This is a genomic window from Streptomyces sp. MNU76 (assembly GCF_020982545.1).
In the GTDB taxonomy this organism is placed as follows: Bacteria; Actinomycetota; Actinomycetes; order Streptomycetales; family Streptomycetaceae; genus Streptomyces.
This window is the reverse complement of record NZ_JAJKLK010000030.1, coordinates 213631-239324: the sequence shown is the minus strand read 5'-3', so window position 1 is coordinate 239324 and position 25694 is coordinate 213631. Positions and strand designations below refer to the sequence as shown.

General features: G+C 69.5%; 33 protein-coding genes. 15 read left to right on the top strand and 18 right to left on the bottom strand.

The genetic code is table 11. The features are described from left to right. Positions 1 to 40 precede the first annotated feature (40 nt). Both E4N62_RS44805 and E4N62_RS44800 read left to right on the top strand, forming a co-directional pair. Positions 41 to 238: an antitoxin gene (locus tag E4N62_RS44805; protein ID WP_230224043.1), complete on the top strand. Its 198-nt coding sequence runs from the start codon at positions 41 to 43 to the stop codon at positions 236 to 238. Positions 239 to 426: 188 nt separating this feature from the next. Next, positions 427 to 645: a hypothetical protein gene (locus E4N62_RS44800; protein WP_230224228.1), complete on the top strand. Its 219-nt coding sequence runs from the start codon at positions 427 to 429 to the stop codon at positions 643 to 645. Positions 646 to 1178: 533 nt separating this feature from the next. Here E4N62_RS44800 and E4N62_RS44795 read toward each other — a convergent pair. Continuing rightward, the gene (locus E4N62_RS44795) at positions 1179 to 1847 is read right to left on the bottom strand and encodes a hypothetical protein (protein ID WP_230224042.1); all 669 of its coding nucleotides are present in this window, start codon (positions 1845 to 1847) and stop codon (positions 1179 to 1181) included. Positions 1848 to 1924: 77 nt separating this feature from the next. Beyond that, positions 1925 to 2560: a hypothetical protein gene (locus tag E4N62_RS44790; RefSeq protein ID WP_230224041.1), complete on the bottom strand. Its 636-nt coding sequence runs from the start codon at positions 2558 to 2560 to the stop codon at positions 1925 to 1927. A 181-nt stretch (positions 2561 to 2741) separates the two neighbouring features. On the opposite strand from E4N62_RS44790, the gene E4N62_RS48445 reads away from it, so the two are divergent. After that, on the top strand, positions 2742 to 2870 hold the full coding sequence (locus E4N62_RS48445) for a hypothetical protein (protein WP_268270499.1): 129 nt from the start codon (positions 2742 to 2744) through the stop codon (positions 2868 to 2870). Between the two features lie 17 nt (positions 2871 to 2887). Then, positions 2888 to 3898 (top strand): IS3 family transposase, encoded by a 1011-nt coding sequence (locus E4N62_RS44785; RefSeq protein ID WP_230224040.1) that lies wholly within the window; start codon positions 2888 to 2890, stop codon positions 3896 to 3898. On the opposite strand, the gene E4N62_RS44780 is transcribed toward E4N62_RS44785, so the two are convergent. Both E4N62_RS44780 and E4N62_RS44775 read right to left on the bottom strand, forming a co-directional pair. Then, positions 3893 to 4090, bottom strand: a complete 198-nt coding sequence (locus tag E4N62_RS44780) for a hypothetical protein (RefSeq protein WP_230224039.1) — start codon at positions 4088 to 4090, stop codon at positions 3893 to 3895. The two genes, E4N62_RS44785 and E4N62_RS44780, sit on opposite strands and share 6 nt — an antisense overlap. Positions 4091 to 4163: 73 nt before the next feature. Beyond that, a complete protein-coding gene (locus E4N62_RS44775; protein WP_230224037.1) occupies positions 4164 to 4403 on the bottom strand; it encodes a hypothetical protein in 240 nt (79 codons plus the stop codon). A 127-nt stretch (positions 4404 to 4530) separates the two neighbouring features. On the opposite strand from E4N62_RS44775, the gene E4N62_RS44770 reads away from it, so the two are divergent. Continuing rightward, on the top strand, positions 4531 to 5358 hold the full coding sequence (locus tag E4N62_RS44770) for a coiled-coil domain-containing family 149 protein (protein ID WP_230224035.1): 828 nt from the start codon (positions 4531 to 4533) through the stop codon (positions 5356 to 5358). A 420-nt stretch (positions 5359 to 5778) separates the two neighbouring features. On the opposite strand, the gene E4N62_RS44765 is transcribed toward E4N62_RS44770, so the two are convergent. The 4 genes from E4N62_RS44765 to E4N62_RS44750 form a co-directional block, all read right to left on the bottom strand. Continuing rightward, positions 5779 to 6954 carry a hypothetical protein gene (locus tag E4N62_RS44765; protein WP_230224034.1) on the bottom strand — a complete coding sequence of 392 codons (1176 nt, stop codon included), beginning with the start codon at positions 6952 to 6954 and terminating at the stop codon, positions 5779 to 5781. Positions 6955 to 6982: 28 nt separating this feature from the next. Then, on the bottom strand, positions 6983 to 7948 hold the full coding sequence (locus tag E4N62_RS44760) for a hypothetical protein (RefSeq protein ID WP_230224032.1): 966 nt from the start codon (positions 7946 to 7948) through the stop codon (positions 6983 to 6985). A gap of 239 nt (positions 7949 to 8187) precedes the next feature. Further along, positions 8188 to 8706, bottom strand: a complete 519-nt coding sequence (locus E4N62_RS44755; protein WP_230224030.1) for an AAA family ATPase — start codon at positions 8704 to 8706, stop codon at positions 8188 to 8190. Positions 8707 to 8919: 213 nt separating this feature from the next. Beyond that, entirely contained in the window at positions 8920 to 9405 is a 486-nt protein-coding gene (locus tag E4N62_RS44750) for a hypothetical protein (protein ID WP_230224028.1), read from the bottom strand. 514 nt (positions 9406 to 9919) lie between these two features. Here E4N62_RS44750 and E4N62_RS44745 point away from each other — a divergent pair. From E4N62_RS44745 to E4N62_RS44730, 4 genes are all read left to right on the top strand, one after another. Further along, positions 9920 to 10816, top strand: a complete 897-nt coding sequence (locus tag E4N62_RS44745; protein ID WP_230224026.1) for a replication-relaxation family protein — start codon at positions 9920 to 9922, stop codon at positions 10814 to 10816. An 839-nt stretch (positions 10817 to 11655) separates the two neighbouring features. Continuing rightward, the gene (locus tag E4N62_RS44740) at positions 11656 to 12561 is read left to right on the top strand and encodes a hypothetical protein (protein WP_230224024.1); all 906 of its coding nucleotides are present in this window, start codon (positions 11656 to 11658) and stop codon (positions 12559 to 12561) included. A gap of 115 nt (positions 12562 to 12676) precedes the next feature. Continuing rightward, a complete protein-coding gene (locus tag E4N62_RS44735) occupies positions 12677 to 13309 on the top strand; it encodes a hypothetical protein (protein ID WP_230224022.1) in 633 nt (210 codons plus the stop codon). 353 nt (positions 13310 to 13662) lie between these two features. Next, positions 13663 to 13908 (top strand): hypothetical protein, encoded by a 246-nt coding sequence (locus tag E4N62_RS44730; protein ID WP_230224020.1) that lies wholly within the window; start codon positions 13663 to 13665, stop codon positions 13906 to 13908. Here E4N62_RS44730 and E4N62_RS44725 read toward each other — a convergent pair whose 3' ends face one another. The 5 genes from E4N62_RS44725 to E4N62_RS44705 form a co-directional block, all read right to left on the bottom strand. After that, positions 13909 to 14730 carry a Ku protein gene (locus E4N62_RS44725; RefSeq protein ID WP_230224019.1) on the bottom strand — a complete coding sequence of 274 codons (822 nt, stop codon included), beginning with the start codon at positions 14728 to 14730 and terminating at the stop codon, positions 13909 to 13911. Positions 14731 to 14810: 80 nt separating this feature from the next. Beyond that, positions 14811 to 15644: a hypothetical protein gene (locus E4N62_RS44720; RefSeq protein WP_230224017.1), complete on the bottom strand. Its 834-nt coding sequence runs from the start codon at positions 15642 to 15644 to the stop codon at positions 14811 to 14813. Next, positions 15625 to 16539 (bottom strand): aldo/keto reductase, encoded by a 915-nt coding sequence (locus E4N62_RS44715; RefSeq protein ID WP_230224015.1) that lies wholly within the window; start codon positions 16537 to 16539, stop codon positions 15625 to 15627. The genes E4N62_RS44720 and E4N62_RS44715 overlap by 20 nt, the downstream gene beginning before the upstream one ends. Continuing rightward, positions 16536 to 17708, bottom strand: a complete 1173-nt coding sequence (locus E4N62_RS44710) for a cupin domain-containing protein (RefSeq protein ID WP_230224014.1) — start codon at positions 17706 to 17708, stop codon at positions 16536 to 16538. The genes E4N62_RS44715 and E4N62_RS44710 overlap by 4 nt, the downstream gene beginning before the upstream one ends. A gap of 21 nt (positions 17709 to 17729) precedes the next feature. Next, complete coding sequence (locus E4N62_RS44705) at positions 17730 to 17879, bottom strand: hypothetical protein (RefSeq protein WP_167358666.1); 150 nt, start codon at positions 17877 to 17879, stop codon at positions 17730 to 17732. A gap of 194 nt (positions 17880 to 18073) precedes the next feature. Here E4N62_RS44705 and E4N62_RS44700 point away from each other — a divergent pair, with 194 nt between their 5' ends. After that, positions 18074 to 19372 carry a hypothetical protein gene (locus E4N62_RS44700; RefSeq protein WP_230224013.1) on the top strand — a complete coding sequence of 433 codons (1299 nt, stop codon included), beginning with the start codon at positions 18074 to 18076 and terminating at the stop codon, positions 19370 to 19372. Here the strand turns inward: E4N62_RS44700 and E4N62_RS44695 are convergent. The 4 genes from E4N62_RS44695 to E4N62_RS44680 all read right to left on the bottom strand — a co-directional run bounded on the left by E4N62_RS44695 (position 19349) and on the right by E4N62_RS44680 (position 21609). Continuing rightward, on the bottom strand, positions 19349 to 19741 hold the full coding sequence (locus tag E4N62_RS44695) for a hypothetical protein (RefSeq protein WP_230224012.1): 393 nt from the start codon (positions 19739 to 19741) through the stop codon (positions 19349 to 19351). The genes E4N62_RS44700 and E4N62_RS44695 overlap by 24 nt on opposite strands. A gap of 58 nt (positions 19742 to 19799) precedes the next feature. Continuing rightward, entirely contained in the window at positions 19800 to 20228 is a 429-nt protein-coding gene (locus E4N62_RS44690) for a hypothetical protein (RefSeq protein ID WP_230224011.1), read from the bottom strand. Between the two features lie 239 nt (positions 20229 to 20467). Beyond that, positions 20468 to 21250 carry an IS630 family transposase gene (locus E4N62_RS44685; protein ID WP_230213530.1) on the bottom strand — a complete coding sequence of 261 codons (783 nt, stop codon included), beginning with the start codon at positions 21248 to 21250 and terminating at the stop codon, positions 20468 to 20470. Further along, positions 21139 to 21609 (bottom strand): helix-turn-helix domain-containing protein, encoded by a 471-nt coding sequence (locus E4N62_RS44680; RefSeq protein ID WP_230211441.1) that lies wholly within the window; start codon positions 21607 to 21609, stop codon positions 21139 to 21141. The genes E4N62_RS44685 and E4N62_RS44680 overlap by 112 nt, the downstream gene beginning before the upstream one ends. Positions 21610 to 22050: 441 nt before the next feature. Between E4N62_RS44680 and E4N62_RS44675 the strand changes: the two genes are divergently transcribed. Together E4N62_RS44675 and E4N62_RS44670 are read left to right on the top strand one after the other, a co-directional pair. Continuing rightward, entirely contained in the window at positions 22051 to 22506 is a 456-nt protein-coding gene (locus E4N62_RS44675; RefSeq protein WP_230224010.1) for a hypothetical protein, read from the top strand. Between the two features lie 55 nt (positions 22507 to 22561). Beyond that, positions 22562 to 22936 (top strand): hypothetical protein, encoded by a 375-nt coding sequence (locus tag E4N62_RS44670; protein WP_230224009.1) that lies wholly within the window; start codon positions 22562 to 22564, stop codon positions 22934 to 22936. Positions 22937 to 23338: 402 nt separating this feature from the next. On the opposite strand, the gene E4N62_RS44665 is transcribed toward E4N62_RS44670, so the two are convergent. Beyond that, the gene (locus E4N62_RS44665; protein ID WP_268270541.1) at positions 23339 to 24130 is read right to left on the bottom strand and encodes a replication-relaxation family protein; all 792 of its coding nucleotides are present in this window, start codon (positions 24128 to 24130) and stop codon (positions 23339 to 23341) included. Between the two features lie 127 nt (positions 24131 to 24257). On the opposite strand from E4N62_RS44665, the gene E4N62_RS44660 reads away from it, so the two are divergent. The 3 genes from E4N62_RS44660 to E4N62_RS44650 all read left to right on the top strand — a co-directional run bounded on the left by E4N62_RS44660 (position 24258) and on the right by E4N62_RS44650 (position 25315). After that, positions 24258 to 24479: a hypothetical protein gene (locus E4N62_RS44660; protein WP_230224005.1), complete on the top strand. Its 222-nt coding sequence runs from the start codon at positions 24258 to 24260 to the stop codon at positions 24477 to 24479. A gap of 227 nt (positions 24480 to 24706) precedes the next feature. Further along, a complete protein-coding gene (locus E4N62_RS44655) occupies positions 24707 to 24856 on the top strand; it encodes a hypothetical protein (RefSeq protein ID WP_230224003.1) in 150 nt (49 codons plus the stop codon). 9 nt (positions 24857 to 24865) lie between these two features. Continuing rightward, positions 24866 to 25315 carry a hypothetical protein gene (locus E4N62_RS44650; protein WP_230224001.1) on the top strand — a complete coding sequence of 150 codons (450 nt, stop codon included), beginning with the start codon at positions 24866 to 24868 and terminating at the stop codon, positions 25313 to 25315. The last annotated feature ends 379 nt before the right edge of the window (positions 25316 to 25694 follow it).

The following is a 25694-nucleotide window of genomic DNA, read 5'->3' as shown; positions in this document are numbered from 1 at the left end:
ACTTCTACCAGGCAGTTTGAGTGAAGGAGACACCCCCCGCATGTTCGACGCCCTGAAGAACCTCAAGGACAAGGCCGAGGATCTCGCCGAGACCCACGCAGACAAGATCTCCGACGGGCTGGAGAAGGTCGGCGACTTCATCGACGACAAGACCGACGGCAAGCACAGCGAAAAGATCGACACCGCCGTCGACAAGGCCCAGGACTACGTCGAAAATCTGGGCGACAAGAAGGACTGACCGCTCGCCGCCTCACACTGGTGCACCTACGCCCGCTCCTGGGTCTCGGTGAAGGCCACGTACGGGCTGTCGGTGACCGGGGCGGAGAAGAACACGCTCACCGACATGCTGGACACCTGCTCGTGACCGGCAGCGGCAGCGCGCCCGGACGGCTGGTCGACGCGGTGACGGCGGGGCCCGGCGGGGCGATGACCGACGAGGTCGGCGTCATCACCGCCGGCCTCACCATCGCCACCAGCCGCCGGCCCGACGGGCGCGCCCAGATCGCGATCCAGTACACCGGCGCGGAGGAGTGGTACACCCTCACCGGAAGCCCCGCCCCGCTGCCGCCGGGCGGGCTGGCCGCGCTCCAGGCGGACGTCGTCCAGCGCGTCCGGCATGGAGGCGCTGCACAGGCCTCGCATTAGCCGGGACGCGGGAGGCTCGGCGACCGCGTTCCTGGACAGCGTGGCCAACTCCGGGAACACCGCGGTCAAATCCAAAGGCCGCGGCGGCGTCGTACGTGTCACCTGATCCCCATTTCTCTCACATGCACGGGCCGCGCCATCGAAGCACGCGGCACCGACAAACCCTCATGCCGCCGAGAGACGGATCCACCTCACTCCGGACACACCGCCCGCTCGCCCTCGCCGCGAAGCGCGGCAATCCGGTCCTTGCTCCGACGCACCATCCGCCAGTGCCTGGAACGGCATACCAACGAGCAGTACACGGCGCCGGCTGGGCATCAGGCCTCAGCCGGCCACCACAGGCCGGGCACATCCGCCCGAACCGCTGACCACCAACGCCAGGAACCCCACGGGGCTACGGACTACGACACCCCTTCGGTAGGGATCAAAAACACCTTCTGAATGACTCAAGAGCTCGTGCAGCGGGACCAAGTTCGGGTGGATTAGCTCCTCTGCTCTCCAGCAGAGGAGCGGGTCCCGGCGTGGCCGCCCGGTCAGCCCTCGAGCGCGGCGGAAGGCGCGTCCCCGTTCTGGGCCTGTCGGGCCCGCTTGGCGAGCACCGTGGCCAGGTCCCGGACACTGTCCTCGTTGACGCCGTCCGTGTCTTTGTCCACGGAACCCGCCAGCGTCCACAGCAGCGTCGTGCCGACCCGGGTCTGGGTCACGGCGCCGGGCTCACCGAAGTAGCCGGAGGAACCGAACCGGGCGTCGCGCTCGTCTCCGATCGGGCCGAGGCTGAACGTCTTGGCCCGCTGTCCCGCCTTCTTGCCGTAGTAGCCGTCCCAGAGCACGTCGTACGCCTTACGGGCAGCCTGTTCGCTGTCGTAGGCGATGATCAGAAAGGTGACGGTGACGGTGGCGGCGTTGTCGTTGCGCCGGAAAGTCGAGGCGCCGAAGAAGCGGGAGTTCTCGCAGCCCGCGTTGCCCTTGATTGGGCAGGCCTCCGAACGGTAGTTGAGCTTGTCCATCTCAACGGTCGTGGGCCGAGCGGACTCCTTCCAACGCTTCATGGCCCCGCCATCCGGCAACGTCTCCCGTACCTGTTCCTTCGTGAGCGCCACCGCCTTGCCGTTCCAGCTGTCGCTCTCCGCGCCGCCGCCGCAGCCGGCCAGCAGCAGTGCCGCCGCGATCGCCACGCACCACCGGTAGTTCCTCATGGCCATGCCACCACCCCTCGACGAGCGGTGATCTTACGCGAACCGCCGTCGCGAGTGATCTGGTCGGGGGTGAGTCGGGAGCCCTACGGGTGGTGGTGGTCCCGCCAGGCGCGGCACAGTGAGTTGAACTCCTCCTGACGTTCGGCAAGGAGATCCTGGGGCCGCTGCAGGTGGCAGTCCAGGATGTGCACACCCTCCTGGAAGGGCTCGAAGCCGATCCGCTCCCATACGCGGCCCAATTTGACGGCGGCTTCGCGATGCTGTTCCTCGGTCAACTCGCGGCCGTCGGCCGATCCGGGCTCGCACGCCACCGCGACACAATCTTGCGAGAGACGGCGGATGGCAGCACCTGCCAGTACCGGGCCCAGGCCCAGTCCGCGCCACGGCGGTTCCAGGATGACCCGGTCCATGACGAGCAGGTCACCGACGGGGTGCGCGAGCGCGGCCTCGAAGGCCGGCTCCCATCGGCCGTCAGCAACGTCCAGCACCACCTCGCCGATACGGGAGACGTCCCCGGTGTAGGAGTCCATCGCCTCGAAGGGATGGTCCGGGCCGAACATCCGCACCCGCACGAACGACATCCTGCCCACCGTGACGTCCTGCACCGCGTCCAGCGACTCCTGGTCCATCTCGCTGTAGGCGGCCAGGTCCTCCGCCAGAACGTCCGCGTCGATCCGGGCGGACACCGTCCACACCTCCACCGTCACCTCGGAGTACAAACTGCGGATCGTCGCCGAGTACGACGCCGCGCCCAGGAACGAGAAGGGTGCGGTCCTGCGCCGGGAACGGCTCTACCACTCGCATGTCAAGGAGTGGCGGGCCGCCCGGGATGCCGGGGCCCTGGAAAGCCTGGCCGACCGCCGGACCAGCCCGACCCGTGCGAAGAAGTCCGCCGCGGAGGTGGAGAACGAGAAGCTGCGCCAGCAGGTGGAGCGGCTGCAGAAGGACCTGGCCCGGAACAAGGCCGCACTCGAGGTGATGGGAAAAGCTTCCGCGCTCTTGGAAATGATCTCCGAGAGCGCGGACTGAAGCACGCGGCCGCCCCCGTGGTGGACACCGCGTTCACCGGCGTCGAGGTCCGGCTGGGCATCACGGCCGCGTGCCGGCTGACCGGCCGGTCCAGAGCCACCCACTACCGCAGGCTCAAACCCCCGCAGCCGCGCACACCCCGCTCCCGAGTCCAGGTGCAGCCGTCGGCTCTGACCGGTGAAGAACGCGCAGCGGTACTGGAGTTGATGAACAGCGCCGAGTACGCGGAGCTGCCGCCCGCGCAGATCTGGGCCCGTGAGCTGGACGCGGGCCGCTATCACTGCTCGGTCTCCACTATGTACCGGATCCTGCGCGAGAAGGGCCAGGCCGGCGAGCGCCGCCGTCAGGCCACCCACCCGGCCAAGACGGTGCCCGAACTGGTCGCCACCGCCCCCTCGCAGGTCTTCACCTGGGACATCACCAAGCTCGCCGGACCGGCCAGGGGCATCTGGTTCCACGCCTACGTCGTCATCGACATCTTCAGCCGCTACATCGCCGGTCACACCGTGGAGCGTGCCGAATCAGCCGAGCGGGCCGAGGAGTTCATCCGCGAGACCATCGAACGCAACGGCATCGTGCCCGAGACTGTCCACGCCGACCGGGGCACCTCCATGACGTCCAAGAAGGTCTCGCAGCTGCTGATCGACCTCGGTGTCACCCGAAGCCACTCACGGCCGAAAGTCTCCAACGACAACCCCTACAGCGAGGCCCAGTTCAAAACCACCAAGTACATGGCCGACTATCCCGAACGGTTCGACTCCCTGGCCCACGCCCGCGAATGGTTCGACGCCTTCACCTCGTACTACAACCACGAACACCGGCACTCGGGCATCGGCTGGCACACACCGGCCAGCGTCCACTTCGGCACCGCCGAGGAGGTCCGCGACCAAAGAGCCCTCACCCTGGCCGCGGCCTACACCCGCCACCCCGAACGCTTCGGCCGCCGCCCCACACCACCCGAGATACCCCAGAAGGCATGGATCAACGATCCCGCCAAGCGCAGGGAACCCGCACCACAAATCTCATAGCACCACAAACGTCTCACTGGACTTGAAATCTTCCGAGCCGGGCCTGGCGGCCACCCGCGCGGCTACGCCGGTCCCCTCGTACTTCACGAGCACGCAGCCATCGACGTCCGGCTCATCTTCGCGGCCGAAGTCCACCTCCTCGACCGGCCAGCCGTAGGTGTCGGTCAGCTTGCGCTCTGCCTCAGATGCCATACGTCCAGCATGCCTGACGATGATCAACGTTCGGCTGAAAGAAGGGCTAACTGGAGCCAGGCGTGCGGCTCCCTCAGTTCCAGCGCGGGTCGACGTACTTCATGGCGCCCCGGGCAGTGGTGCAGGGCCAGGCGGCGCCCTCGCATCCGGTGCACGTCGGGTCGACACGGTCGCTTGGAGCGTGTTCGGCGAGGTGCTGTCCGGCGACAGCTCGGACAGTGCGCTCGTCGGAGCTCATGCCCCGGTAGGTCTCGTTGGCCAGCGCCACGGCACGGTCGTACTCGTCGAATTGGGCTCGGAGATCATCTGTCATGAGATGGCAGCTTATCCGGGCTGGCACCGCTGGCCAGGGCCTGTTGTCAGTGGTGCCCGGGACACTGGTCTCAAGCCTCAGCGCCACAGCCTGAGGGTCAGCGTTTCCGGACTCGAAGGATTGGCACATGCTCACCGAAGCACTCATGGCCGTGGCCGGAGCAGGCGGCGCCGCCGTCGTCCAGGCCGCCGGCACCGACGCATGGACCGGCCTGCGGCAACGCGTAGCCCGTCTCCTGGGGCGCGGAGACACTCAGCGCGAGCAAGTGGAGCTGGAGCGCCTGGACCGGACCGCGCAGGCGCTGGAAGAAGCCGATGCCACCGGCGACACTGAGCGTGCGCGCCTCCGCCAGGAAGCATCGTGGCAAACCCGCTTCGAGTCGCTCCTGGAGAACTTGGAGAACTCCGAGCAGCAGCAGACCGCAGCCGAGCTTCAGGCACTGGTGGCAGAGCAGCAGGAACTCGCGGCCCGCCAAGGCGTGGTCGGCAACACTTTCAACGCCCCCGCCGCTCTGCAGGTCGGCAACCACAACCAGCAGGAGAACCGCTTCCACATCGCGAGCTACCTGCCCGCTCCCGTAGGCCCCCGGGTCATCGTCAAGGTCTCCTACTCCATCCCGGTCTTCGACCAGCCCGACGGCAGTCAGGACCTGGGCGACGATTTCGTCAGCGTGGAAGCGGTCAACACCGGCGACCAGCCGATCGCCATCACCAACTGGGGGATCGAGCTCCCCGGTGATCGCCGCATGGTCGTCACGCGAGGCGAGAACTGGGCCACCAGGCTCCCCCACGTGCTTGCTCCCGGCGCCCCTCCCGCGCAGTTCTGGATGCGAGTCGATGATGTGCGACGGGTAGAGCGAGAGCAGCGCATCCCGTACGCGCAGATGCGGCCCTACGTCGGGCTGGCCGACGGAACGGTCGTCCACGCCGACCGCAGCGTGCCGTTGGCCAACTGACGGAAGCCCTTGACGAAGGGGCGGGCTGCCAAGGTGCTGGCATCCCGCCCCTTCGTCGTGGCAAGTCAGGGGTGCAACACGCCTCGGTGCTGCAGTCCGGGGTGCGGGAGTGGTGAAAGCCGAGCTCGGGCGACCAGCACCACGGGTCGCGCTTGTAGAGGAGCGGGAACTCGGGGTCGACCATGAGTCCGTCGTGGTGCCAGCCGTTGCCGTCGTCGAAGCCGCTCTACCGCTGGCAGCGGTGGCCTCGTTCAGGGGCGTGGCGGCAGAGGGGCGCCAAGAGCGTGGTGGTCATGTCCGTTCAACGAGCACCGCTCGGGCTGGCCGTACCTCCGAACGAGGGAAGGCGGGCCGTCACAGGCGGAGCCCCGGGCACCATGACTGATCTCCCGGGGCTCCCATCCTGTGGCGCAAGGCGTTCTACACGATCGTGCCCAGGGCCTGCTCAGCCATCTGAATGCCGACCTGAGCGGCCGCCGTCGCTCCGGCTCCCACCAGCATGTCCTTGACCTGGGTCGCGAACTGCCGCATCCGGCCCGGCTCCGGGTCCGGCGACGTCGCTTCGTCATGGAGCTCCCGGGCGACGCGCTCCAGTTCCACGCGGTCCGGGTCGGGCATGCCCAGGGTGTGGCTGATCTGGCCGACGTAACCGGCCAGCCGAATGAACTCGCTCGGGTCGATGCCGGCGGTGTTGTTCTGGGTGACGTTCTGCTGCTCGCCGATGATGACGCCCTGCGCGTTCGGCAGGAAGTTGTTGTAAGTGGCGCCGGGGCGCTGCCGGTTGACGTGGTCCTGCACGCTTCCTCCTGCCAGGGCGCAGCTGACGCCCTGAGGTGTGATGGCGACGGTGACGGGTTTGTTTTCGATGTACTCGATCAGCTGGTGCTCAGACAGGTAGCCGAGCGCTTCGTCCAGTTCGGATTCGGTGATCACGGCCCCGGCGAAGAACGACCAAGGTGTGTCAAGGAACAGCACCGGGTTGATGGGCTCGCGGTCGCCTGCGGTGTCGAACAGCCACCGGTGGAAGGCGTCCATGGTGTGCCGCAAGCGGGCAGCACGGTTCTTCTGCAGCTCCTTGAGCCGGTGCACCTCGACCAGGCCCTCATCGCTGAGGTGGATGGCATAGAGGCCGGACGCGGCCCGCAAGGCCCTCACCAGGCCTCGCTGTTCCAACTGAAGAGCGAGGGGAGCCAGGTCCTCCTGAAATTCCTGCTCGATCTGCGCCAGGCTGGCGCCACGCCCGCTCCGGGTGTCCAGCAAGAGCAGCAACCGGGCCAGATAGCCGCTGCTCTCGGTCAGCTCACCGCCGGAAACCGCGCTGACGTTGACATCGAGCTGTGCAGACATACGAGCAGGGTGCCGTCGTTGGGCGCGCTCCAGGCTCTTCTTGGTCTCCTTGGCAAGGTTGTCCGTGAACTTGTTCAGCTCGCGTCTATTGATCCCGTTGCGGGCCACATTGCCCTCCTGTCGCACGTGCTTGGGCGACAGGGTACGGGTGAGCACCGACAGCCCGACCGCCCGTGAGAATGCGGCGACGGCACGGGCATGGCCGGTGAGCCGGTCAAGACGACCAAGAGCCTCGAAGGGCTGGCCCACAATCGCGGTGCGGGCCAGCCCTGTCGCGTCAGTTCCTGCGGGCGGGACGGGCGTCCAGCGCCGTGCGCAGGCGCCCCGCGATCGGCTGGTACCGCTGGACGAAGCTGAGGTCCCTCAGCCGGCCGGGCTCGGGCAGCTCCCGGTGCGGGGAAGGCCAGCGCTCGGAGATTGCCCATCCAAAGGGGCGCAGCCCGGCACGGTTCATGTCCCGGTCAACGCCCGCCAGGTAGTCCTCATCGACGGGCAGCTCCCCGTTCGACTGCCAGATCACCCCGTCCAGACGGATGGGCAGATGAGGAGATCCGAAGAGGAAGCCCAGACAACGCTCGCGCAGAACCGCCGCGCTCTGCTCGGGGCTCAGCGGGACACCCATCTCTTCGCCCCTGGGACCCGGGAGCGTGGTCCTGCAGTCGGTGTGCGGGAAGACGTCGATCTCCCCGAGAACGACGTGCGCCGTCGCGCTCTCCCGGTCGGGGTAGGACCAGTACCTAGGCAGGAGGACGATCAGGTCGTAGGCGTCGAGGGCGTCGGCCACCGCCTCCGTGAGCGGACTGCGGTCGGTGCGGGGGAAGCCGCGGTCACTCTCCTGGGAGGGGTGGCGGACCTCCCACATGCAGGAGTGGCGAGTCAGGAGGCCGGGGCCGTCCGGCGAGGCCCACAGCGTGCTGGTCGTCGGCTCCGGCGGAGTGGCCGGCTCGATCGCCTTCTTGCGGCGGCCGCGGCTTCGGCGGTCGAACACGCCGTTCATGCTCCAGCGCCAGTAGTCCTCGGCTTCCTCGAGGAGCAGGACCCGCTGTCCGCTGTGTGCCCAGGCCGCCGCGATCCCGCCGACCAGGTAGTAGAGGTTCCCCGAGCGCTCCGCCAGGAACCGCAGTACATGAGGTGCGTGCGGCGCATCGCCGGTCGCCGCACGGCGCAGGGCTTCGGTGTACTTCTCCCCGCGCCGGCTCGCCCTGCGGGCGCTCTGCGCGGCGGTGGACTGGTTCTTCGGCATGACGTACTCCTCTGCCGAGCCGGGCCACGCCCCCGACACCGGCTCGTACGACTGCCGTGGACACGACGGAACGCAGAACGGAAAAGGAGCGGGCCCCGAAGGACCTTGACCCCCGCCTCCGGCGGCGTGGCTCCGGAAGCAGGCGGTGATCGGCAGTACGCACTAGCCGGGCAGGATGCTAACCGGCGCGAGCGCACCGACCGAAGACACCAGCCGCCGATTCCCTCGAACGGACGAGGTCAGGGTGAGGGCGTGAGTCGGTGCCAGATGAAGATGCAGCTCTCCAGGCTGGCCAGTGACGGCCGGCGCAGCACGGACCGGATCCGCTCGGGCCCCACCAGGACGACGGGCATCCGGCGTTCACGGCCCTGGAACAGGCTCCACAGCCCATAGACGTACAGCAGGGCCTCGGTCCGCAGCAGATGGGCATCGCGTACGACCACAACCGGCCAGGAGCGCCGTGCGAGTTCGTCCTCGACAGCCCGCTGCGCGTCGGCCAGCCGTCGCTGCCGGGCACCGAGGTGCAGAGCAGCGTGGAGCGCGTCCAGGCGCGCCGCGAGGGTGCCCGGCGCGGCGGTCGTGACCAAGACGGAGTCGGCCCCGTCACAGCGTCTGAGAGCGGCCTCCACCACGGCCTCGCCCTGGACGTCCTCCGGCGCGATGACACACAGCAGCGCGCGGGTCTCAAGGATGTGGCCCAGGTTCTCGGCAAGTGCGGAGAACGCTTCGTCGGACACGGCCGTGGCGACCTCGCCCATGGCCCCTCCCCGGGGAACTGCGTACGGGACGCCACCAGTCCAGCACATTCGCCGGCGAAGGCGGAGGTATGAACGTCATCACGGCGCAGATTGACCGGGCACGTTCCGGACGTGAGCGGCTGTGCCGGATCAGCGAACAGGGGACGACATGCGCGCAGCGGCCCCAGGCTTCGTAGCCTGGGGCCGCTGCTGTCGTACAGGCGGGATGTCCTGTCAGATGGACCGCACGAGGATGCCGTTGGCGCGCGCGGCGAACTCGCCCTCGCGGATGCTGGCCGCCGCGTCGAGACGCTTCTGGAACTCCTGATGGTCCGCGACCGGTTTGCCGTCCACTTCGTACGCCCACTCATCGAGAGGGGCGTCGATGAGGGCGGCCTGGAGACTTCCGACGATCTTGGCTCCGACAGGAGTAGGTGAAGCCGACGGGTCGACCGGGTACTCAACTGCCCAGTTGGTGTGTGCCATGCGGTGGACACTAGCCGGTGCCCGTCGGCTCGCGGCGCCGGCCGACGTCTCGCGGCGGCGCGGTGCGGTGGCGCGGATCTCCGCCAGGACGACGACGGTCACGGAGTCGCGGTGCACGGGAACGTACAGGCCCCAGTCTGCGCCACCGGCGGTGAGCCAGTCCCCGGCCCACGGGCCCGGTGTTGTCAACAGCTCACGGCCACCGAGCGGGCCGCCCACGAGTCGGACGATCACAGCGGTACCTCCATCCGGCGGGGCTCTCCCGCCTCACCCCTTAGTCGGGCTCAGCCGCGAAAGGACAGCATCGGGATCACCGGCGAGTTCTCCCGCCGTCCGGCGGCTCCCTCCCATCCGGCATCGCGCGCGGCCCCGCCGTCGCGCGCGAGGAACATCGGCGGCGCCCGATCCCTCGCCCGCCGCCCGGGCCTGTCCCACCCACCCACTTCTCTTGTTCTTCCTGCTGTGGGGCGTGGACTCGGGGGCGTAGAGGGGATGTCGGCCTCCCGACCACGGCCGGACAAGCTTGGTGACCTGCACGTTCACGGACGGTCCCGGCAGAGCGTGCGGACGGTTGTCGGACGGGTTGTCGGCGGGGATGTGGGCCTGGTCCACGGCGGTGTTGTCGCTTCGTGACCGTGGTCGGGCCTTCGTGGTCGGGGTTCTGGTCGGGGCCGGCTGCTGCTGTGGCCGGTACGCGCGGTGCCGGACAGGCCGGTGCCGCACCGGGCGGGAAGCGAGCGGATCCGTGATGATCGGCGTGGACGCGGGCAGCGGGGACCGGATGGCGTTGGCCATGCTGGCGCAGTACCGAATGGCCACTGCTGACCAGATACACCGGGTAATCGCCCCGGAGGTGCGTATCGAGCAGACCCGGCGGCGGCTGGCCCGGCTGTACGTGGAGGGGCTGGTCGACCGCATCACCCTGCCGCAGGCCGGACGGACCCGGGTGTGGTTCCCGACCTCGTACGGCGTGCAGCTCGCCTCGGAGTGGCCCGAGCTGCGCGGGCGGCGGCCCTCCCGGACCGTGTCCGATCCGACCGCCGTTCGGCTGAAGGCCGGCCACACGCTGACCGTGACCGAGACCGCGCTCGTCTTCCTCGAGGACGCCCGCCGCCGAGGCGATGTGTGCGAGCCGCTGGACTGGATCCCCGAGATCCACCATCCGATCGGGAGCGGCGAGGCCGTCATCCCCGACGCGCTCCTGTACTACCGGCGCGGTCCCGCCGACGGGGACAACGGGTCGATGCTGCGGGCGTTCGTGGAAGTCGACCGGGCCACCATGGGCCCCGAGCGCCTGGCCGCCAAGCTGACCGCGTACGAGCGCCTCTACCGCTACGTGCCCGTGGTCCCGGGGCGCCGGCCGACCCTCCAGGAACCGGCGGTGGAGGAGTGGCGGCGGCGCTACCCGCTCTTCCCGCGCGTCCTGTTCGTCCTGGACGGCACCGGACCGGCCGGTGTCGAGAACCGGATCAGCGCCCTGCGCGCCGGGGCCGGACTGCTGGCCCGCTTCCCGTACGACGTCCCCGTGCTCGTAACGCCGCTGACCGACCTGCTCCAGCACGGCCCCTCCGCACCCGTGTGGCGCCCCGTCCACGACCCCGGCCAGCGAGTCCGCTGGACGGCGTCCGGTCATCGCCAGACCTGACGCAGGGCCGCCGCAGACGACGGCACGGGTCTGTACTGCGCCCACAGCCCCTGCGTAGCGAAGTAGTCGGCCACCGGAACAGCGCGTATCCGCCCCTGTCGCCCTGGTCAGCCGCGCGTCCGAACGCCAACAGCCGACCCGTCGAAGGAACACGAGGGGCACTACGGGGGGGCACTACGAGAGGCACCAAGAAGGACACCCAGAGGGGCCATACGAGAGGCAACCAGCCGCGTCCCGGTCTCTGCCGGGAGTCAGCGGTGCTCTGACCAGCCGTGGTCGGGGCTGGGCGGGGCGACCACGCTGCCGACCACCACGGCGGCTGACACCCACTCAATGCCACCAACACGCCCACTCACACCCAGCGTCGGCATCACCCCCCGCTCCCCGACGCTTTGCGCCGCTTCACGACGGCACGGCGGGACCTGTATGGACGGGGGAGGCGGGCGGGGCGCGGCAGTGGGTCGAGCGAGGCGGGACGGAGAGTTTCGCGGAACCTGGCGTACGCGAAGGGCCGTTGAGAATCAGCCCGGTCAGCGGGCATCATGAGGGCCACTTCCCATCGGCCGATTCCCCGCGAGGCCGCCATGCACAGTACGGAGCCGTCAGCAGCGCCCTCCTCCGCCACGGGCAACACGCACTCCACACCGCCTACCGGGGCCGCACCGTCTTCCGGTCCCGTATCAGCCCCGCAGAGCACGGGCATCGCCCCGGCCCCGGCGGCCACTCCACCGACGTCGGCACGGAGCGCGACGACTTCCGCCTCCTCGGCCGCAGCACCTGACCTGAGTCCGCCCGGGCCACGTCGGCGCGAGCTGATCGCCGAGGCTCTCGTGCCGGGCATGCTGGAGAGCCCGCCGGGACAGAGACGACGGAGAGTCCTGTGGACTCTGGCGAGCGGCGCCGTCGTTGGTCTTCTCGCCTGGCTCGTCCCGGCCGCTCTCGACTACTTCGCGACCGAGCCGACGACACGCCACTCGAAGCAGGTCGAGGAGAACCTAGACCGTGAGGGTCCGGCTTTCACGGCGTCCACACGCGTGGACGCGGACCCGCTCTACGTGGCCTATGTACTGGATCGCCCGCTGACCCGTACCGAGGCCGCCGCCTTCCTGGAATCCGGCGCCGACGACGGCCCCAACTTCGAGGAGGTGAAAGAACTAGCCGCGACCCACGGTGGCCACGGTCTTGAGGACCCGGGCTGGGACAAGTCCGACGGATACTCGTCTTCGTGGCTCATCGATCTCTTCAGCGACAGATCGGCGAGCCTGGCGGTCACCGGCATGAGGGCCGAGGACCTGAGATGCGGTCCCGCCACCGCGAAGACGGTCATCCTGGTCCGCCCCGAGGGCGGGGGCGCCTACGACGGAATCCATTTCAATCTCTCCGAGCCGAAGACGCCGTACTCCCTCAGCACCGACGACTACTTCGGCAAGCCGTACTTCTCGCACAAGAAGATCGATCTCGGCAACGGCGCCGAGCCCGGGGGGCTGCGTGCGAGCTTTTCGTCCGGAGTGCAGGATTGCGACTTCCTGCTGGAAGCCGAGTACAGGGATTCCTTGGGGGTGCACCAGCAGGAAATCAAGAATGGTTCGGGACGCTTCGCGGTGCGCGGACTCCCCGCTAACCCGTACCAGTTCTTCCTCTGGACGAACTCGGGTGTCTTCGACTGCGGCCCGCACCAGTTGCAGCGGCCCCGGACCTGCCCGGCGATCCCCTTCTCGGTCACCAACTGGTCTTCCGTCCACTGAAGCCGCCCGGGGCGTAAGCGTTCGTTGCTCAGATGCCCAGCGCCTTCACTCCGATCATCCCGGCGGGCCGTAAGCGCTCGTATCCCAGACCCGGGCGCAGCGGGACACTGGAGGCGTGTCAAGAGGACTCGGGCGAGTGCAGCGGGCCGTGCTGGCGTACGTGCGCAGCGAGCCCGGCGGCCTCAGTGCCGTCGACGGGACCCCGCTGGCCGCCTCGGTCACCGGCCTCGCCCGCGTCGTCTACGGAGTCGAGCAGCCGACCGACGCCCAGCGTGCCGCCGTACGGCGAGCGGTGCGCCGCCTTGAGGCCAGCGGCCACGTCGAAGTCCATCGTCGGCCCGTCGGCAGCACCTACACGCAGCAGCGTGCCCATCCCCGCTTCCGGCCGCCGCGCTATGACCGGCGCCTGGTGGTGTGCACGGGCAAGGACGACTGCCTGGGATGCACGGCGGGCGACAGGCCGTCGATGTACTTCACCGCGGACGTCGTGGCGATGTTCATCGAGCACTACGGCAGCCTCGCCGAAGGCGACCGGCAGCTGTGGCGGGCGACCTTGTACGGCTGGCACCTGTACCCCGTCCCGCTGTCCCGGCCCGAGGACGACTACCGCACGTACGAAGTCGAGATCACTGAACTGTGCGTACGGCGGGCCCTGACCGACGAAGAGCATGCCCAGGCCGAACAGCGGGCTCAGGCATTCCTCCAGCCCCACGTCGACGCCGTCCTGGCCGCGCTCCGGGGCCGTTGATCACGACGGTGACCACGTGCGGGCACCAGCCCTGCGCGGGACCATGAACAGAGAGGTGGTCACCATGGGCAAGGCGAGGGAAGGCGGTCGGGCGCCGACGCCGATGACGTCGAAGGCAGCTTCGCGGATACAGTCCTCAGCTGCAAAGAAGCCGTCTGGCAAGTCAGCGACCTCCGGGTTCCCTCCCCGCGCGCAGTCGGCTGCCGCGAAGTCTCCCCGCCCCGGAAAGCGTCGCAGCGCGCAGTAGGCCCCGCCGCGCTCCCGACTCTGATCCGGGTTATCCACAGGCCCAAACGCGATCAGCGGTTCCCTCCTACGCTGCTGCCCGAGTCGATCACACGGGGGTGTGCGGGATGCGGTACGGCGTGGTGGTGGAGGAGCTCGCGGTGGAGGTCATGGCGCAGCTGCCGGACGACCGGGCCCGGCGGGAGGTGATGGCGCTGGTGGAGGTCGCGCGGATGGATCCGCGGGCCTGGCCCGATGTGCGCGACGTCGGCTCGGTGGAGGAGATCCGGGAGGCGTTCGGACGGCGGTGCTGGATCCAGTACCTGCCGCACGCCGGAGCGATCGAGGTCCGTGACATCGGGTGGGCGGGCTGATCACTTCCCCTGCCGGTCGGCCTTGGAGGGTCGCTTCGTGGGGTGCCGGGCGGCTCGTGCCTCATCGACGCTCTGCTGCAGCGCGGTCATGAGATCGACGGCAGGCTCGGGCTGAGGAGGCGGTTCGGCCGGCTCGTCTCCCGAGGCGACGGCGTCGACCAGCTGCTCCAGGGCGTGGGCGTACCCGTCGTGGTCCACGCTGTCGTCGACGCCGATCATCTCCTGCACCAGCACTTCGGCGAGCCGTCGCTCACGGTCGCTGAGCGGGACGGCGGGGACCAGGTGGGCGAGGTCGCCGGGGTCGCGGATCTCATCGCTCCAGCGCAGGGTCTGCAACAGCAGCAGTCCGCGGTACGGCCGGAGTACCGCCTTGCGTTCGCGGCTGCGGATCGCGACCTTGGCCATCGCCACGAGCCCGGTCCGGGAGAGGACCTCCACAAGGAGCGCGTACGGGCGCTCTGCGAGCGGCGCTGCGGGAGCGACGTAGTACGGCCGGTCGTAGCTGATCGGGATCACGCCCTTCGGGTCGATGAACCCCACGACCGTGATCGTGCACTTGGTCGGCAGCGGCAGGCGGGCGAGGTCGTCCTCGGAGAGCGGCAGCATGCGGCCGTCCGGAAGGGCGACGCCCCTCCCGACCTCGGAATAGCTGATCTCCCGCCCCTCCGCCGTACAGAAGCGGCGGTGCTGGACACGGCTGCCGTCGGCGGTGTGGATCTCATGGAGCCGCACGGTGTGCTCTTCGGTAGCCGCGTAGAGCTGGACAGGAATCGCGACTATCCCGAAGGAGATGGTGCCCGACCAGGTAGCGGTGGCCCTCATGGTTCCAGCGTCGGCGGCCGTGGCACCCCTCGCATCCGGGAGGGGAAGCCACGGCCGCGTGAGGGCACCGGGGAGCTCGGTCAGCGGTGGCGGAGTTCCTCAGCCCAGTTACGGAGCCGATCCTCGAGGACCAGGTTGTCGCCGCGGGCCACGGTCTGGAGCAGCTGGGCGCACACGGTCGCTTCGGCGGCGAGGCCGGCCGGGCTGCCGAGCACGGGGAAGGCATCGCGGACGCGGGCGGCGGCGTCGGGCTGGAGCAGCGTGTAGGCGTAGAGCGTGGCGCCGTCGAACCCCTCTGGGGCTTGCCCCCAGCCCTCCCAGTCCAACACCTTCAGCGGCGCGGTGACGTTCGCCCAGTGCAGGTCAGCGTGGGCGGAGGTCCAGCGGGTCACGGCCGGGGCCGGGATCCCGAGGAACTGGGGGATGGCGCGGTCCATGTACTGCTGCCGTACGGCGACGCGCTCGGTGGCGACCGCCGACACCTTCTCCAGCGCCCCGGTGAGGTCCTGCCACCAGGAGTCCGGCAGCTGGAGGCCGTGGCGGAGGATCGGGTCGTCGGACAGGACCGGCTGGCCGACGCGGGCCGACAGCTCCGCCCGGTAGGCGGTGGTGTCGTCGAAGGCGTCGTGCACGCCCAGGAGTGCGGGCCGGTGCCCGTCCAGGTCTCCGAAGGCGTGCTGTGCGTCGAGGGCGCCGTCCCACAACTTCCCCGACGCCTTGTCCTCCGGCGCGGACACCAGGCGCAGCCACGCCGGGGCGCCGGCGGCAGTGCGGGCCGGGGCTCCCAGGGTGCGCCCGGCCCAACCCCAGAACTCCGAGCCCGGCTCGGTCTGCACGTCCAGGGCCTTCGCGGCGCGGGCGTGGTGGGCGCGCATGCGCTGTTCGGTGTCCGGGTCAGGGGGAGGCGAGTACACCAGTGATCTCCCGCAACTTGGCGGCGGTCAGGGAGGGTTGAGCAACGGCGTCGGCCGCCTGGCTCCAGTGTGGCGCACCGGAGGCGGCCAGAAGGACGTCTGTCACTCCTGGGCATGACGCGACGCTGAGGACGCACGCCTGTGCGGGGGTCAGGCCCGGCCGGATGAGGTCGGCTAGCTCCTGGTCGACCATGCCGGGCAGTTCGCCGCCGTGCAGCGGAGCGGAGGCCATCACCCGCAGGCCCGCGCCGGCGGCGGCCGGGAGCGGGCCCCGGCCGTGCAGGGCCTGGACGATCGGCGTCATCATCACCAGGCTGACCGGCATCTGGACCGCGACCAGGTGGTGGTACTGCTGTCCCCCGGCGACTTCACCGGCCAGGGCGAGGAGTTCCTCCACCGTGAACGCTTCCTCTTCCAGGCCCGCCCACGTGGCGATGCCGTACCCGGCCACGTGCCCGGCCGCCGCGGCTTCCTCCAGGACGGCGAAGGCGTCCCGGATCGCGCGGTGCAGAGCGGGGCGGTCGCCGGGGTGGGCGCGCTCGGGGTTGTGCAGCAGGACCAGGTCCAGCCGCTCCCGCCCGAGCTGGGCGCGGTTGCGGCCCATCTGCCAGCGCACGTACTGCGGGGCGAGGCTGTGCCCGGCAACGGCCTGGTCCTCGGTCAGGACACCGTCGTTCACGGCGTCGGCACCGGTGGCCGCGGTGAAGTAGCCGGCCTTCGTCGCGATCCGCAGGGACGGACGGGCGGCCAGGGCCGGAGCCAACAACTCCTGGGCGCGGCCGGTGGCGTAGTTGGGGGCGGTGTCGATCCACTGCGCGCCGGAGGCGGCCGCACGGACGGCCGCCTCCGGGATCGCCCGGCACCGGTAGGTGCCCAGAGCGAGCTCCGCTGTCACAGAAGGCTCCCCACCGTCGCGGCCTGCCCGGCAACGAGCTCCTGGACCAGCCCGACGACGTCCTCCAGGGCGAGGCCGGCCTCGTCGGCGAGCGCCGCCAGGTCCACGGTGCGGCCGTCGACCAGCGGGCGCAGCACCGCCTCCGCCGCAGGCGCGAACTCGAACGTGCTCCCGGCGGCGGACAGCGTCACCGCGCCCTCGCCGACCTCCAGCACCGCGCGGGCGGTCGTCAGCCGCACCCGCAGACCACCGTCGACGGGAACGCCGTCGATGTACGGCAGGCTCGGCACCATCCGGCCGACGGCCTGCCCGTCCATCGCGGCCCGGTAGCGGGCGAGCAGCGTCGGGTCGTCCAGCAGTTCGGCGAGCCGCTTGCGCATCCCGTCCACGGCGTCGGCCTGGACGTCCGGCGCGGCGAGCAGCGGCAGATCGCGCCGCCAGTCCTCGTGTCCGAGCAGCTGCTCGGACACCCACGCCATCAGGTCCGTCGCCGTATGGGTCTGCAGGCCGCAGGTGACGTGCAGGGAACGGGTGCCCTGGTCGGCGGAGACCGCATGCCACACGCCACGCGGCACGTACAGCACGTCGCCCGGCCACAGGACCAGGTCGGCGACCGGCTCGGTGGGTGCCTCGCCCGGGTCCTCGATGTCGCGGTACAGCGGGTACGGGCGGGTGGCGCCGTAGATCCGCCACCGCTTCGCGCCGTCCAGCTGGACGATGACGGTGTCGTGGTCGTCCCAGTGGACCCCGAAGCCCTCGGTGGCGCTCCAGGAGGCGTAGAGGTTCGCCTGCACGCGGGTGCGCAGACGACGCTCGATCGCTTCGGCGAGCCGGGCGATCGGCGGGTGGAGTTCGTCGACGCTGTCGAGGGCGAGCGAGGCGCCCTCCTGGAGGCGGGCGTGCAGTTCGGCCGGGTGGAGGCGGTGCCACACGGTGTGGCGGCGCGTGGCAACCGGCGTGGTGTACCCGCCGACCAGCAGCGTCTCGCCGTCGCGGGACAGCCGCATGCGCGGCGGTTCCAGGCGGTGTGCGGCCAGGATCTGGTTGAGGTCGTCCCAGGTCATAATCCCGGCGACATCGAGGGCGCCGGGTACGTGGCGGTGTTCGCGGTGCAGTGCCTGGGCGAGGAAGTCCTCGCCCAGGCACGCCGCGATGGACGTGTGCGTCATCGCGTCAGGGCTCCCGGTCCGTCAGTCGTTGCCGTCGCTCTTGCCGGTGCCGCCGCCGTCCGAGGGGATGGCGTTGCGGCCCCGGGCGGCGACGATCGCCCGGCGGGAGCGGACCAGGCCGCCGGTCGACGGCCCGGACGTGGCGGGCGGGGGCGTGGCGGGACTCTGCATGGAATCCTCCTGCGGGGCTGGTGGCCGGGCCTGGATAGCCGCGGCCTCGAACACCGTCAGTACAGCCGCGAACCACGCGGGCGATAACCCCGTGATGGGGCCCCCACGGTGGGTATGGTCGTTGGGCTGACGCACTGTCATTCCACGAGAGTTCTGGGGGACTTGTGGACGACTTACCGCCGTCACCCGCCCAAGTGCCGCACCGTCTTCTGGCCGACCCCGCGTTCGTCCGGGCGCTGCGTGAGCGGGACTTCACCACGGTGTTCGCCATGGCCCACGACGTGGGGATCTCCTTCAACCGGATCGCCGAAGCGTGCGCGCTCAAAGCCGAGCGGGTCAGCCAGATCGCCCGGGGCACCACAGCTGTCACCGCCCTCACGACTGTCGAGCGAATCGCCGGCGGACTGCGCATTCCCGGTGCCCTACTGGGGCTCGCTGCGCAACCCTGGGAGGACACCGCCGTTCTCAGCACGGAGCCCGACCATGGAGACGATCCGATGAAGCGCCGCAACCTGCTGCGTGGCGCGCTGGCCGCCGGCCTCACCGCTCCGGCCCTCGCCGCACTCACCGCCGCCCGGACCGACGTCGACCAGACCCTCTCCCCCGACACTCCCCAGGACCTGGCCGACCTCGAGGCCGCAGCCGAGAGCTACGGGTACGGCTACCACGGCCAGGCACCCACCCGCGTCCTGGCCGACCTGGTCACCGACTTCACGGCCCTGCGCCCTCTGCTCGCCGTCCCGCAGCCCGCACCGGTCCGGGCGCGGCTGTGCCGGACGGCCGGGCAGATGGCCGGGATGACGGCGATCGTCTTACACGACCTGGGCAGCCGCCGCGAAAGCCGCTCATGGTTCGCCACCGCCGCCCGGGCCGCCGCCGAATCCGGCGACGACCAGCTACACGCGTGGGTGCTGGCCCGGGAGGCGATGGTGCCGCTCAACTACGGCGCCCCGAAAGCCGCCGCCGGGCTCGCCGACCAGGCCCGGCACGCTGCCGGAACCCGGCCGACCGCCGCCGCGGTGCTCGCGGCCGCCGTCGCCGCCCGCGCCTACGCCCTCAACCACCAGAGCGAGCAGGCCCGCGCCGCGCTCGAGGCCGCCGACGCCCTCATGGGCCGACTCCCCGAGTCCGAGCGGTCGGACACCTGGCTGACGTACGGCGAGCAGAAGCACCACGTCCACCTCAGCCACGCCTTCACCACCCTCGGGGACACCCGCCGCGCGAACGAGAGCCAGCAGCGCGCCCTGGAGCTGTCCGCACCGACCAGCACCATGACGCGCACCCTGCTGAACATCGACGCGGCGGCGTGCTCCCATCACGACGGCGACACCGAGCAGGCGTGCCGTCGTACGGTCGACGCGCTCACCGGGCTGCCGGACGGCTACCGCACCGGCCTGGTCCGCCGCCGCGCCCTGGACCTGTACGAAGCGATCCCCGCGCAGCACCATCGCGAGCGTGCCGTACGGGAACTACGCGACGTCGTGGCCAGCTGACAGCGACCGCTCCGACAGGTGATCGCGGATCTCCAGGTCGACCACCCGGAGGGCGGGCAGGATCTGCCGGTTGAGCACGTGACGCGCCTGGCGTTCCGGCACCTCGAAGTGGGCGGCCACCCTGGCGAGGTGTTCGTCGACCTCACCAGGAACGTGCGCGGCAATGTACGGGGTGGCACGGCCGGTCGCGGCCAGCGTGGTGACGCTGTTGCGCCGGCCGTTGTTCTTGGCCAGCGCGCAGGCTTCGACCAGGAGGGCGTTGGCGTCGAGGATGGGCAGCAGCATCGGCCGGTCCAGCGCCATCGGGTTGATCGCGGATCCGGAGGGGATCAGCAGCGGTGGTGCCGCGTCGGCACGATCGAGCGTCATGGATCAAGTGTGGCCGCCGCCACTGACATTGAGGCAGATTTTTCGGGCCGGGTGAGGGCTACGAGGCCCAGCCGGGCAGTGCCCCACGGGCGCGTGCGTCCTCTTTGGCGACGCGGACGCGGGCGGTGGCCCACTGATCGGCGCCGCGCTCAACGTCCTGCCGGTAGGTGGCGCGGGCCCCGACAGAAGCGGCTCCGGGTTCGTTGATGCCGCACCCCCAGCAGATGACCCGATCGGCGTCTGCCGGGCAGGCGGTGCGGGTTCCGCAGCGGGAGCAGGCATGCTCGGTGTCGCGGTCCAGGATGTCGCTGTCGGTGATCTGGGTGTGTGTACGGCAGAAGCCGCAGCCCACGGTCACCGGCCGGGTCCAGTCGACGTGTCCTCGGTCGCCGGTGAGGGCGTAGTCCGCGGAATCCGGCTCCCCGATCAGCCCGCACGCGGTGCACGCGAAGTACGGGCAGCGTTCCTCTTGGGGGACCTCGGTCACCAGAATCTCCTTCAGAACAGCCGAGTCACAGGTCGCCTGGTGGTGCAGCTGCGCGGCCTCGCGAATCGCCCACGGGGTCTGTGGTTCTGTAGGTGGGAGCGAGCAACGTTTGTCGACCGTTTTGGGCAGCACTTAGCGATCACAGGGCTCGGAAATGTCGATGAGAACTAGCAACGCTTTCGGCGCGCACGACGGCTGGAAGTAGGCTGCCCCGGGCTCGGCCTAGTAGACTGTCGCGGCTAGTTTTTGGGATAGAGGTGGCGCAGTTTGATGCGTGCGTCGTGGGTGGTGAACTGCCAGTTCACCTGACGCTGGTCGGTGTTGGTGGCGTTCTGCCAGGCTGAGAGTTCGGTGTTGAGGGTGTCGAGGTCGCTGATCCGGCGGTCGAGGCATTGCCGGGTCAGTGCGGAGAGTTCGATCTCGGCGATGTTGAGCCATGACCCGTGCTTGGGCGTGTGGTGGATCTCGAGGCGTTGGGCCAGGGCGAATGCCTCTTCGGGTTCGAACGCCTCGTACAACGAGGCGATGTTGTGGGTGTTGAGGTTGTCCATCACCAGCACCACGGTCTCGGCGTCGGGGTAGTCCACGCTCAGTAACTGTTTGACCTGGCCGGCCCAGTCGATCCGGGTCCGCCGGGACAGTGCCTGAACGCGACGCCACCCGCGCAGGGGTTCGACCCACACGAAGATCGAGGACGTGCCGCAGCGGATGTACTCGCTGTCCTGGCGGGCGTCGTGACCAGGGCGGGCCGGGAGTGGGTCGCGGGCATCGCCGAGGAGCTGGTAGGGCTTCTCGTCCATGCACACCACCGGACGTGCCGGGTCGTAGGGCCGGGCATAGACGGCCAGCACGTCTTCCATCCGGGCCGCGAACTCCGCGTTCGCCCGGGGTGGGATGGTCCAGCACTTTCTCAGGTGAGGGCGCAGTTCCGTTTTTTTAAGACCCGCCCGATGGTGGAGTGGTCCAGATCGGGGATGTCCTCGGCCAGCGCGACATGTTTCTCCAGCAGCCGCAGCGACCACCGGGTATGGCCCTGGGGTGGCTGTGAGCACGCCATCGCGATCAGCCGGGCTTCGACCTCGCCGGTCACCGGCGAGGGCACCGGTGGGAGGTCGCGCTTCTTCCGCGCGATCGTGGCGTGCACATCGCCACCGGTCTCGGCGAAACGCTTGGCGACCAGCCGTAACGTCTCACCGGAGACGCCGAGCCGGGCCGCGATCACCGCCTTGGGATCCACGTCTCCCACCGAGGTGTCCAGTGCTAGCAGTACACGCGCACGCATGATCATCGAGGCCCCACGAACACCCGTGGTGGTCACCCGGACCAACTCCTCACGATCCTGCGGTGTCAACCTGACCGGCCGCTTCTTCTGTGAACCCATGACGACAGTCCTGTCCGGCAAAAGGGAAGGAGGAACCCACCAGACACCAGCCTCCCAACCAGACACGCCACAACTAAGCAGCGACGCACTACTAGTCACAGGGACAGGTCCGCCTGGGGGTGGCGGGGCTGCAGCGGGTGGGTGAAGGGCTCGCCAGGCGCGGCGAGGTGATGCCGATGTGCCCGATCCGTCCGCTACTCGTATCCCATGACGGCCGCGCTCTCTTGCGGTTCCGGGCACTGAGCATCGCGCTGGCCGCGACCATTCTCACGCCCGCACCCATGGCCGCATCTATGTCGTCTGCGCCGTCACCAGCCAGTAATAGGGCATTTCTGATGGCTCTTGGATGAGCGGTTGCCGGTAGCCATCTGCGGTGGTCGGGGTCGGAGCCGGTCCGAAAACCCGGTCGTGCCCGTCTTCTTCGTCGGGCACGATCAAGTCATGGAGAAAGCGCACCTGCCGACCACCGAGGCCGCTGTCGTCGCGATACGCGAGATCGCGAAGGAATTCGCATTGTCAATGTCGGTCACCGACGGCATCGGCGCGGACCAGACGTCGCGCCGTACGTCAGCCGAACTCTTCACGGTGCTCGACTCCGACGGCTCGCTGCCGCACGAGGCGTTCGTGGAGCTGGGGGGATCGCCGTCGGTGAGTGTCCAGTTCTTCCCCGAGGATGACGCGAAGATCACCGTCGACGGTGTGGAGTTCCATGACGTCCCCCGCGACTCCGTTCCTGCGTTCCTCGGGTCCGTCTACGGCGGACTCGCCTCTACGAAGGGCCGGCTGTTCCCCCCCGGCCAGTGGCTCATCGTGCCGCTGCCCGGCGATGAGACATACAAGGAGCTGATCCTGGACTTCAACCTGACGCCCTGGCTGGCCCGCAGTGCACGCGGCTAACGGTGTAATGCAAGGTCAGTCTGCCGGATCAGAACAGGTTGGGGAGGAGCACGAGATGAGCGCGGATGGTCTGGAGTCGGCCTCGAACCGAACCGTTTGCGGCCAGTTTCCGGAGCTCCCCGAGGATCGTCGCATCGCGGTCGAGCGGTTCCTCGCCAAGCGGCCCGAGCTCGTGCCGTATGCCAGCAACCTCCTGCAACGGCCCGACGTCGCGCCGCTCGCGGTCGATATGTTGCTGAAGTTCGAGGAGTTTGAGTCGGAGGAGCGGACACGGCACGAAACCGCTCCCAAGGCCCCAGGGGCTGCCGGCACTGACAGGCGTAATGCATGGCTGGACCATGTCGCTGCGTTGTCAAGCGGCGGTCTGCGACGCCTCGCTGTCGAACTGGACAGTGGGGTCGGCCAGCACCGTGACGTCGCAGATCAGTGACCGTTGGCTGTTGGAAGGCGAGCTGGCCAGAGCGACGGTTGCCGCCGCGTACAAGTCGACCTTGGACTTCGGTGGCGCCATCGCAGCCTCATCCCGCAGAGCACGTCCCAGCTCCCACCGCAACCTCCCACGCGTTGCCAGAACTCACAGACATCGCCCTCCGGCGAAACAAGGCGTTCTCGCCCCTGAGCGACAGGTGGTGTCGGATCCCGTCGACAAAACCAGGGTCTGCGGCGTTGGAAACCCTATCGGCCCCCGGGCCGGCTGTGGTGGGGACTCCGGGCCAACCGGGCCGGGCCCGCGCCGCCGTCAGGCTTCGGCTGAAAAGGCCGCAGGACGACGCTCCCCCACGGCTGCTGGGTGAGGGAGCGTCGTCGTCTCTGGCGGGCCTGCTCCGCCCCCTCAGCGGCCTACCGGCTCCGGGTAGCGCTCGCGGCGCCGGTCCGGGTCGTCGACGCCGATCTCGTACCAGGGCTCGCCGCGCTGCAGCCGGGGCAAGGTGTTCACCCACACCGCGATGGCGATGCCCTTCACGTCGGCGGTGAGCGCCTGGCGGCGGTTGTCGAGCAGATGCTCCTCCTTACCCGCCAGGACGACATGCAGCCGCGGGAAGCGTTCGGAGCGGGTGTAGCGGTGGCGCTGCCAGAACGGGAACGTGCGGCCGATGGTGCCGCGGGCTCCCTCCCAGACGCGGTGCCCGGCGTAGCGCTCGTAGTCCCAGACCTCACGTGCGAGGCGGGCCTGGGACATGGTGCCGTTGTCGAGCTCGAAGAGGCGGACCTCGCTGGTCGCGGTGGGCTGGGCGAGGACTGCGTCGGTGTTGAAGCTCAGGCCGATCTCCTTGATGGCGTGGTTCACCTCCACTTGCCAATCGGTCAGGGAGCGCCGGCTGCCGCAGGCGAGGATCGTGTCGGTCACCGCGACGCCGTGCGGGCCGAACCCGGCGCGAACGGCCTTCGCTCCGGTGCCGGCCTTCGGGCGGGACGGCAGCTCGTTGCCGTCGGCCAGAGCCTTCTGCCCCGCCGGAGTCAGGTTCCAGATCGGGTGCTTGCCGTCCTTGCCGTTCGTCTCCGCCAATCCGAGCTCCGCCAGTTTCGACATCGCCCTGCGCACGTACGACCGGCCCTCCTTGTCCTCTGCCGTGATCACCTGAGCCATCTGCTGCACCGTGGCTATCCGCACGCACCCCAGCATCCGCAGCGCGTCAGCCCGAACCTTCACGGCCGTGGGAGTGGACTTCCCCTTCGCTGACTCTCCAGGGGAAGGGAGAGAGGTGTCAGCGTGCCGGTGGAGACCCTGGCGGGCGGTGTGAGCTGCAGTGATGGGAACGACGTTGGAATCGTTCGCGGCACTGGACGCGGCACTGCTTCCCGCGCCGCCCAACGGGTGCTCAGCACCCCTTGTCGAGGTGGGGCGCGGCTCCGGTTCGGGCTGCCGGGCGCTGCTGGTGTACGTCACGGTGGAGCTCCTCATCAGGTGCGCGGCTCTCCCGACAGAGATCCGCTGTCACCTCATAAAGGTCCGGATGATCATGCTCGTGTGACATTCCATCGGACGCCTTTACCCAGCCGTGATCATCAGGCGGGCGCGGTACAGAGCTCGGTGACGATCGTGAACGAGGTGGTCACCATCGGCACCGCCATGGCCGGGGGCATCACCGCGTGCGTGGTCTGGCCGTGTGCCATGCCGTTGCGGATCTGGGAGCGGCTTTTCCCCGGCCCTCGCGCAGCGTGCCGGGACGGAGATTTCTCCCCCATCAAAATGGGCGGTATGTCGCACGTAGCGGACCAGGTCAAGGAGAAGCGCGGCGCGACAGCCACAAGGTGGCGCTCACCGACGGTGCGCGGACTCTGTCCACAGGGCCGCGATCAGAGCATCGGTTCCAAGGTCGCCGCGATCAGCGGGGCGGCCCGTACCTGAGGAGCTGTCATGCCCGAGAACACCGTCACCACGCCGCTCGCTCCGATGGCACCGGACGACATCGCCAGCGCCTTCGCCTACATCCGGGCGATGCAGGCCGGGGACATCGACACCGCCTGCGCAGTCATCGAGGACACGGGCATAGAGATGCGCCGGCTGCTCCTGGACGTAGCCGCGCGCATCTTCATCCCGATCACCGCCGTGGACGACCGTGATGAGGAGCCGTGTGCGCACTCCTTCCTGGCAGCGGCGCTCGGGCGACTGCTCCTGGAGGTCCTGTGCCACGGCGACGGCGCCTGCCTGGCTTTCCCGCCGGGCATCGCCCAGACCATCGTCCGCTTCACCGAGAACATCCTCACCGAGGAGCACGGCGACGTCGCCGACGTGCTCCGCCAGTTGGAGGCCGTCGGGATGGAGCAGGCGATGGAAGCGCACCCGGTGCGCCGGACCACCGCGTAGAGCGCATCCGGGACGGCGGTGGTGCGCGCATGATGTGCCCCACCGCCGGGCGGCGCGGCACACCATGCGCACCGTGCGCCGCGCCGCGCGCATCGGGTGCGCGCCACTCCCAGGTGGTGCGCCGCACCGTGCGCACCGGGTGCATCCTTTGCGCGCATCACGGGCTGGTGGTGCGCACCGGTGCGGCTCATGGTGCGCATCGTCCGCACCGCACTCGCGCACCAGCCTCACCGTGCACCGCACCTGGTGCGCACCGGAACCCGGCCGGGTGCCTATATCACACACCCCCTTGTCCGTGACCCTTTCGGCGGCTGTGGCGGGAGCTGCCAAGACATCTCAGGGGGCCAAGAAGTCAAGCTGCCCTCTCGGCAGTCGTCGC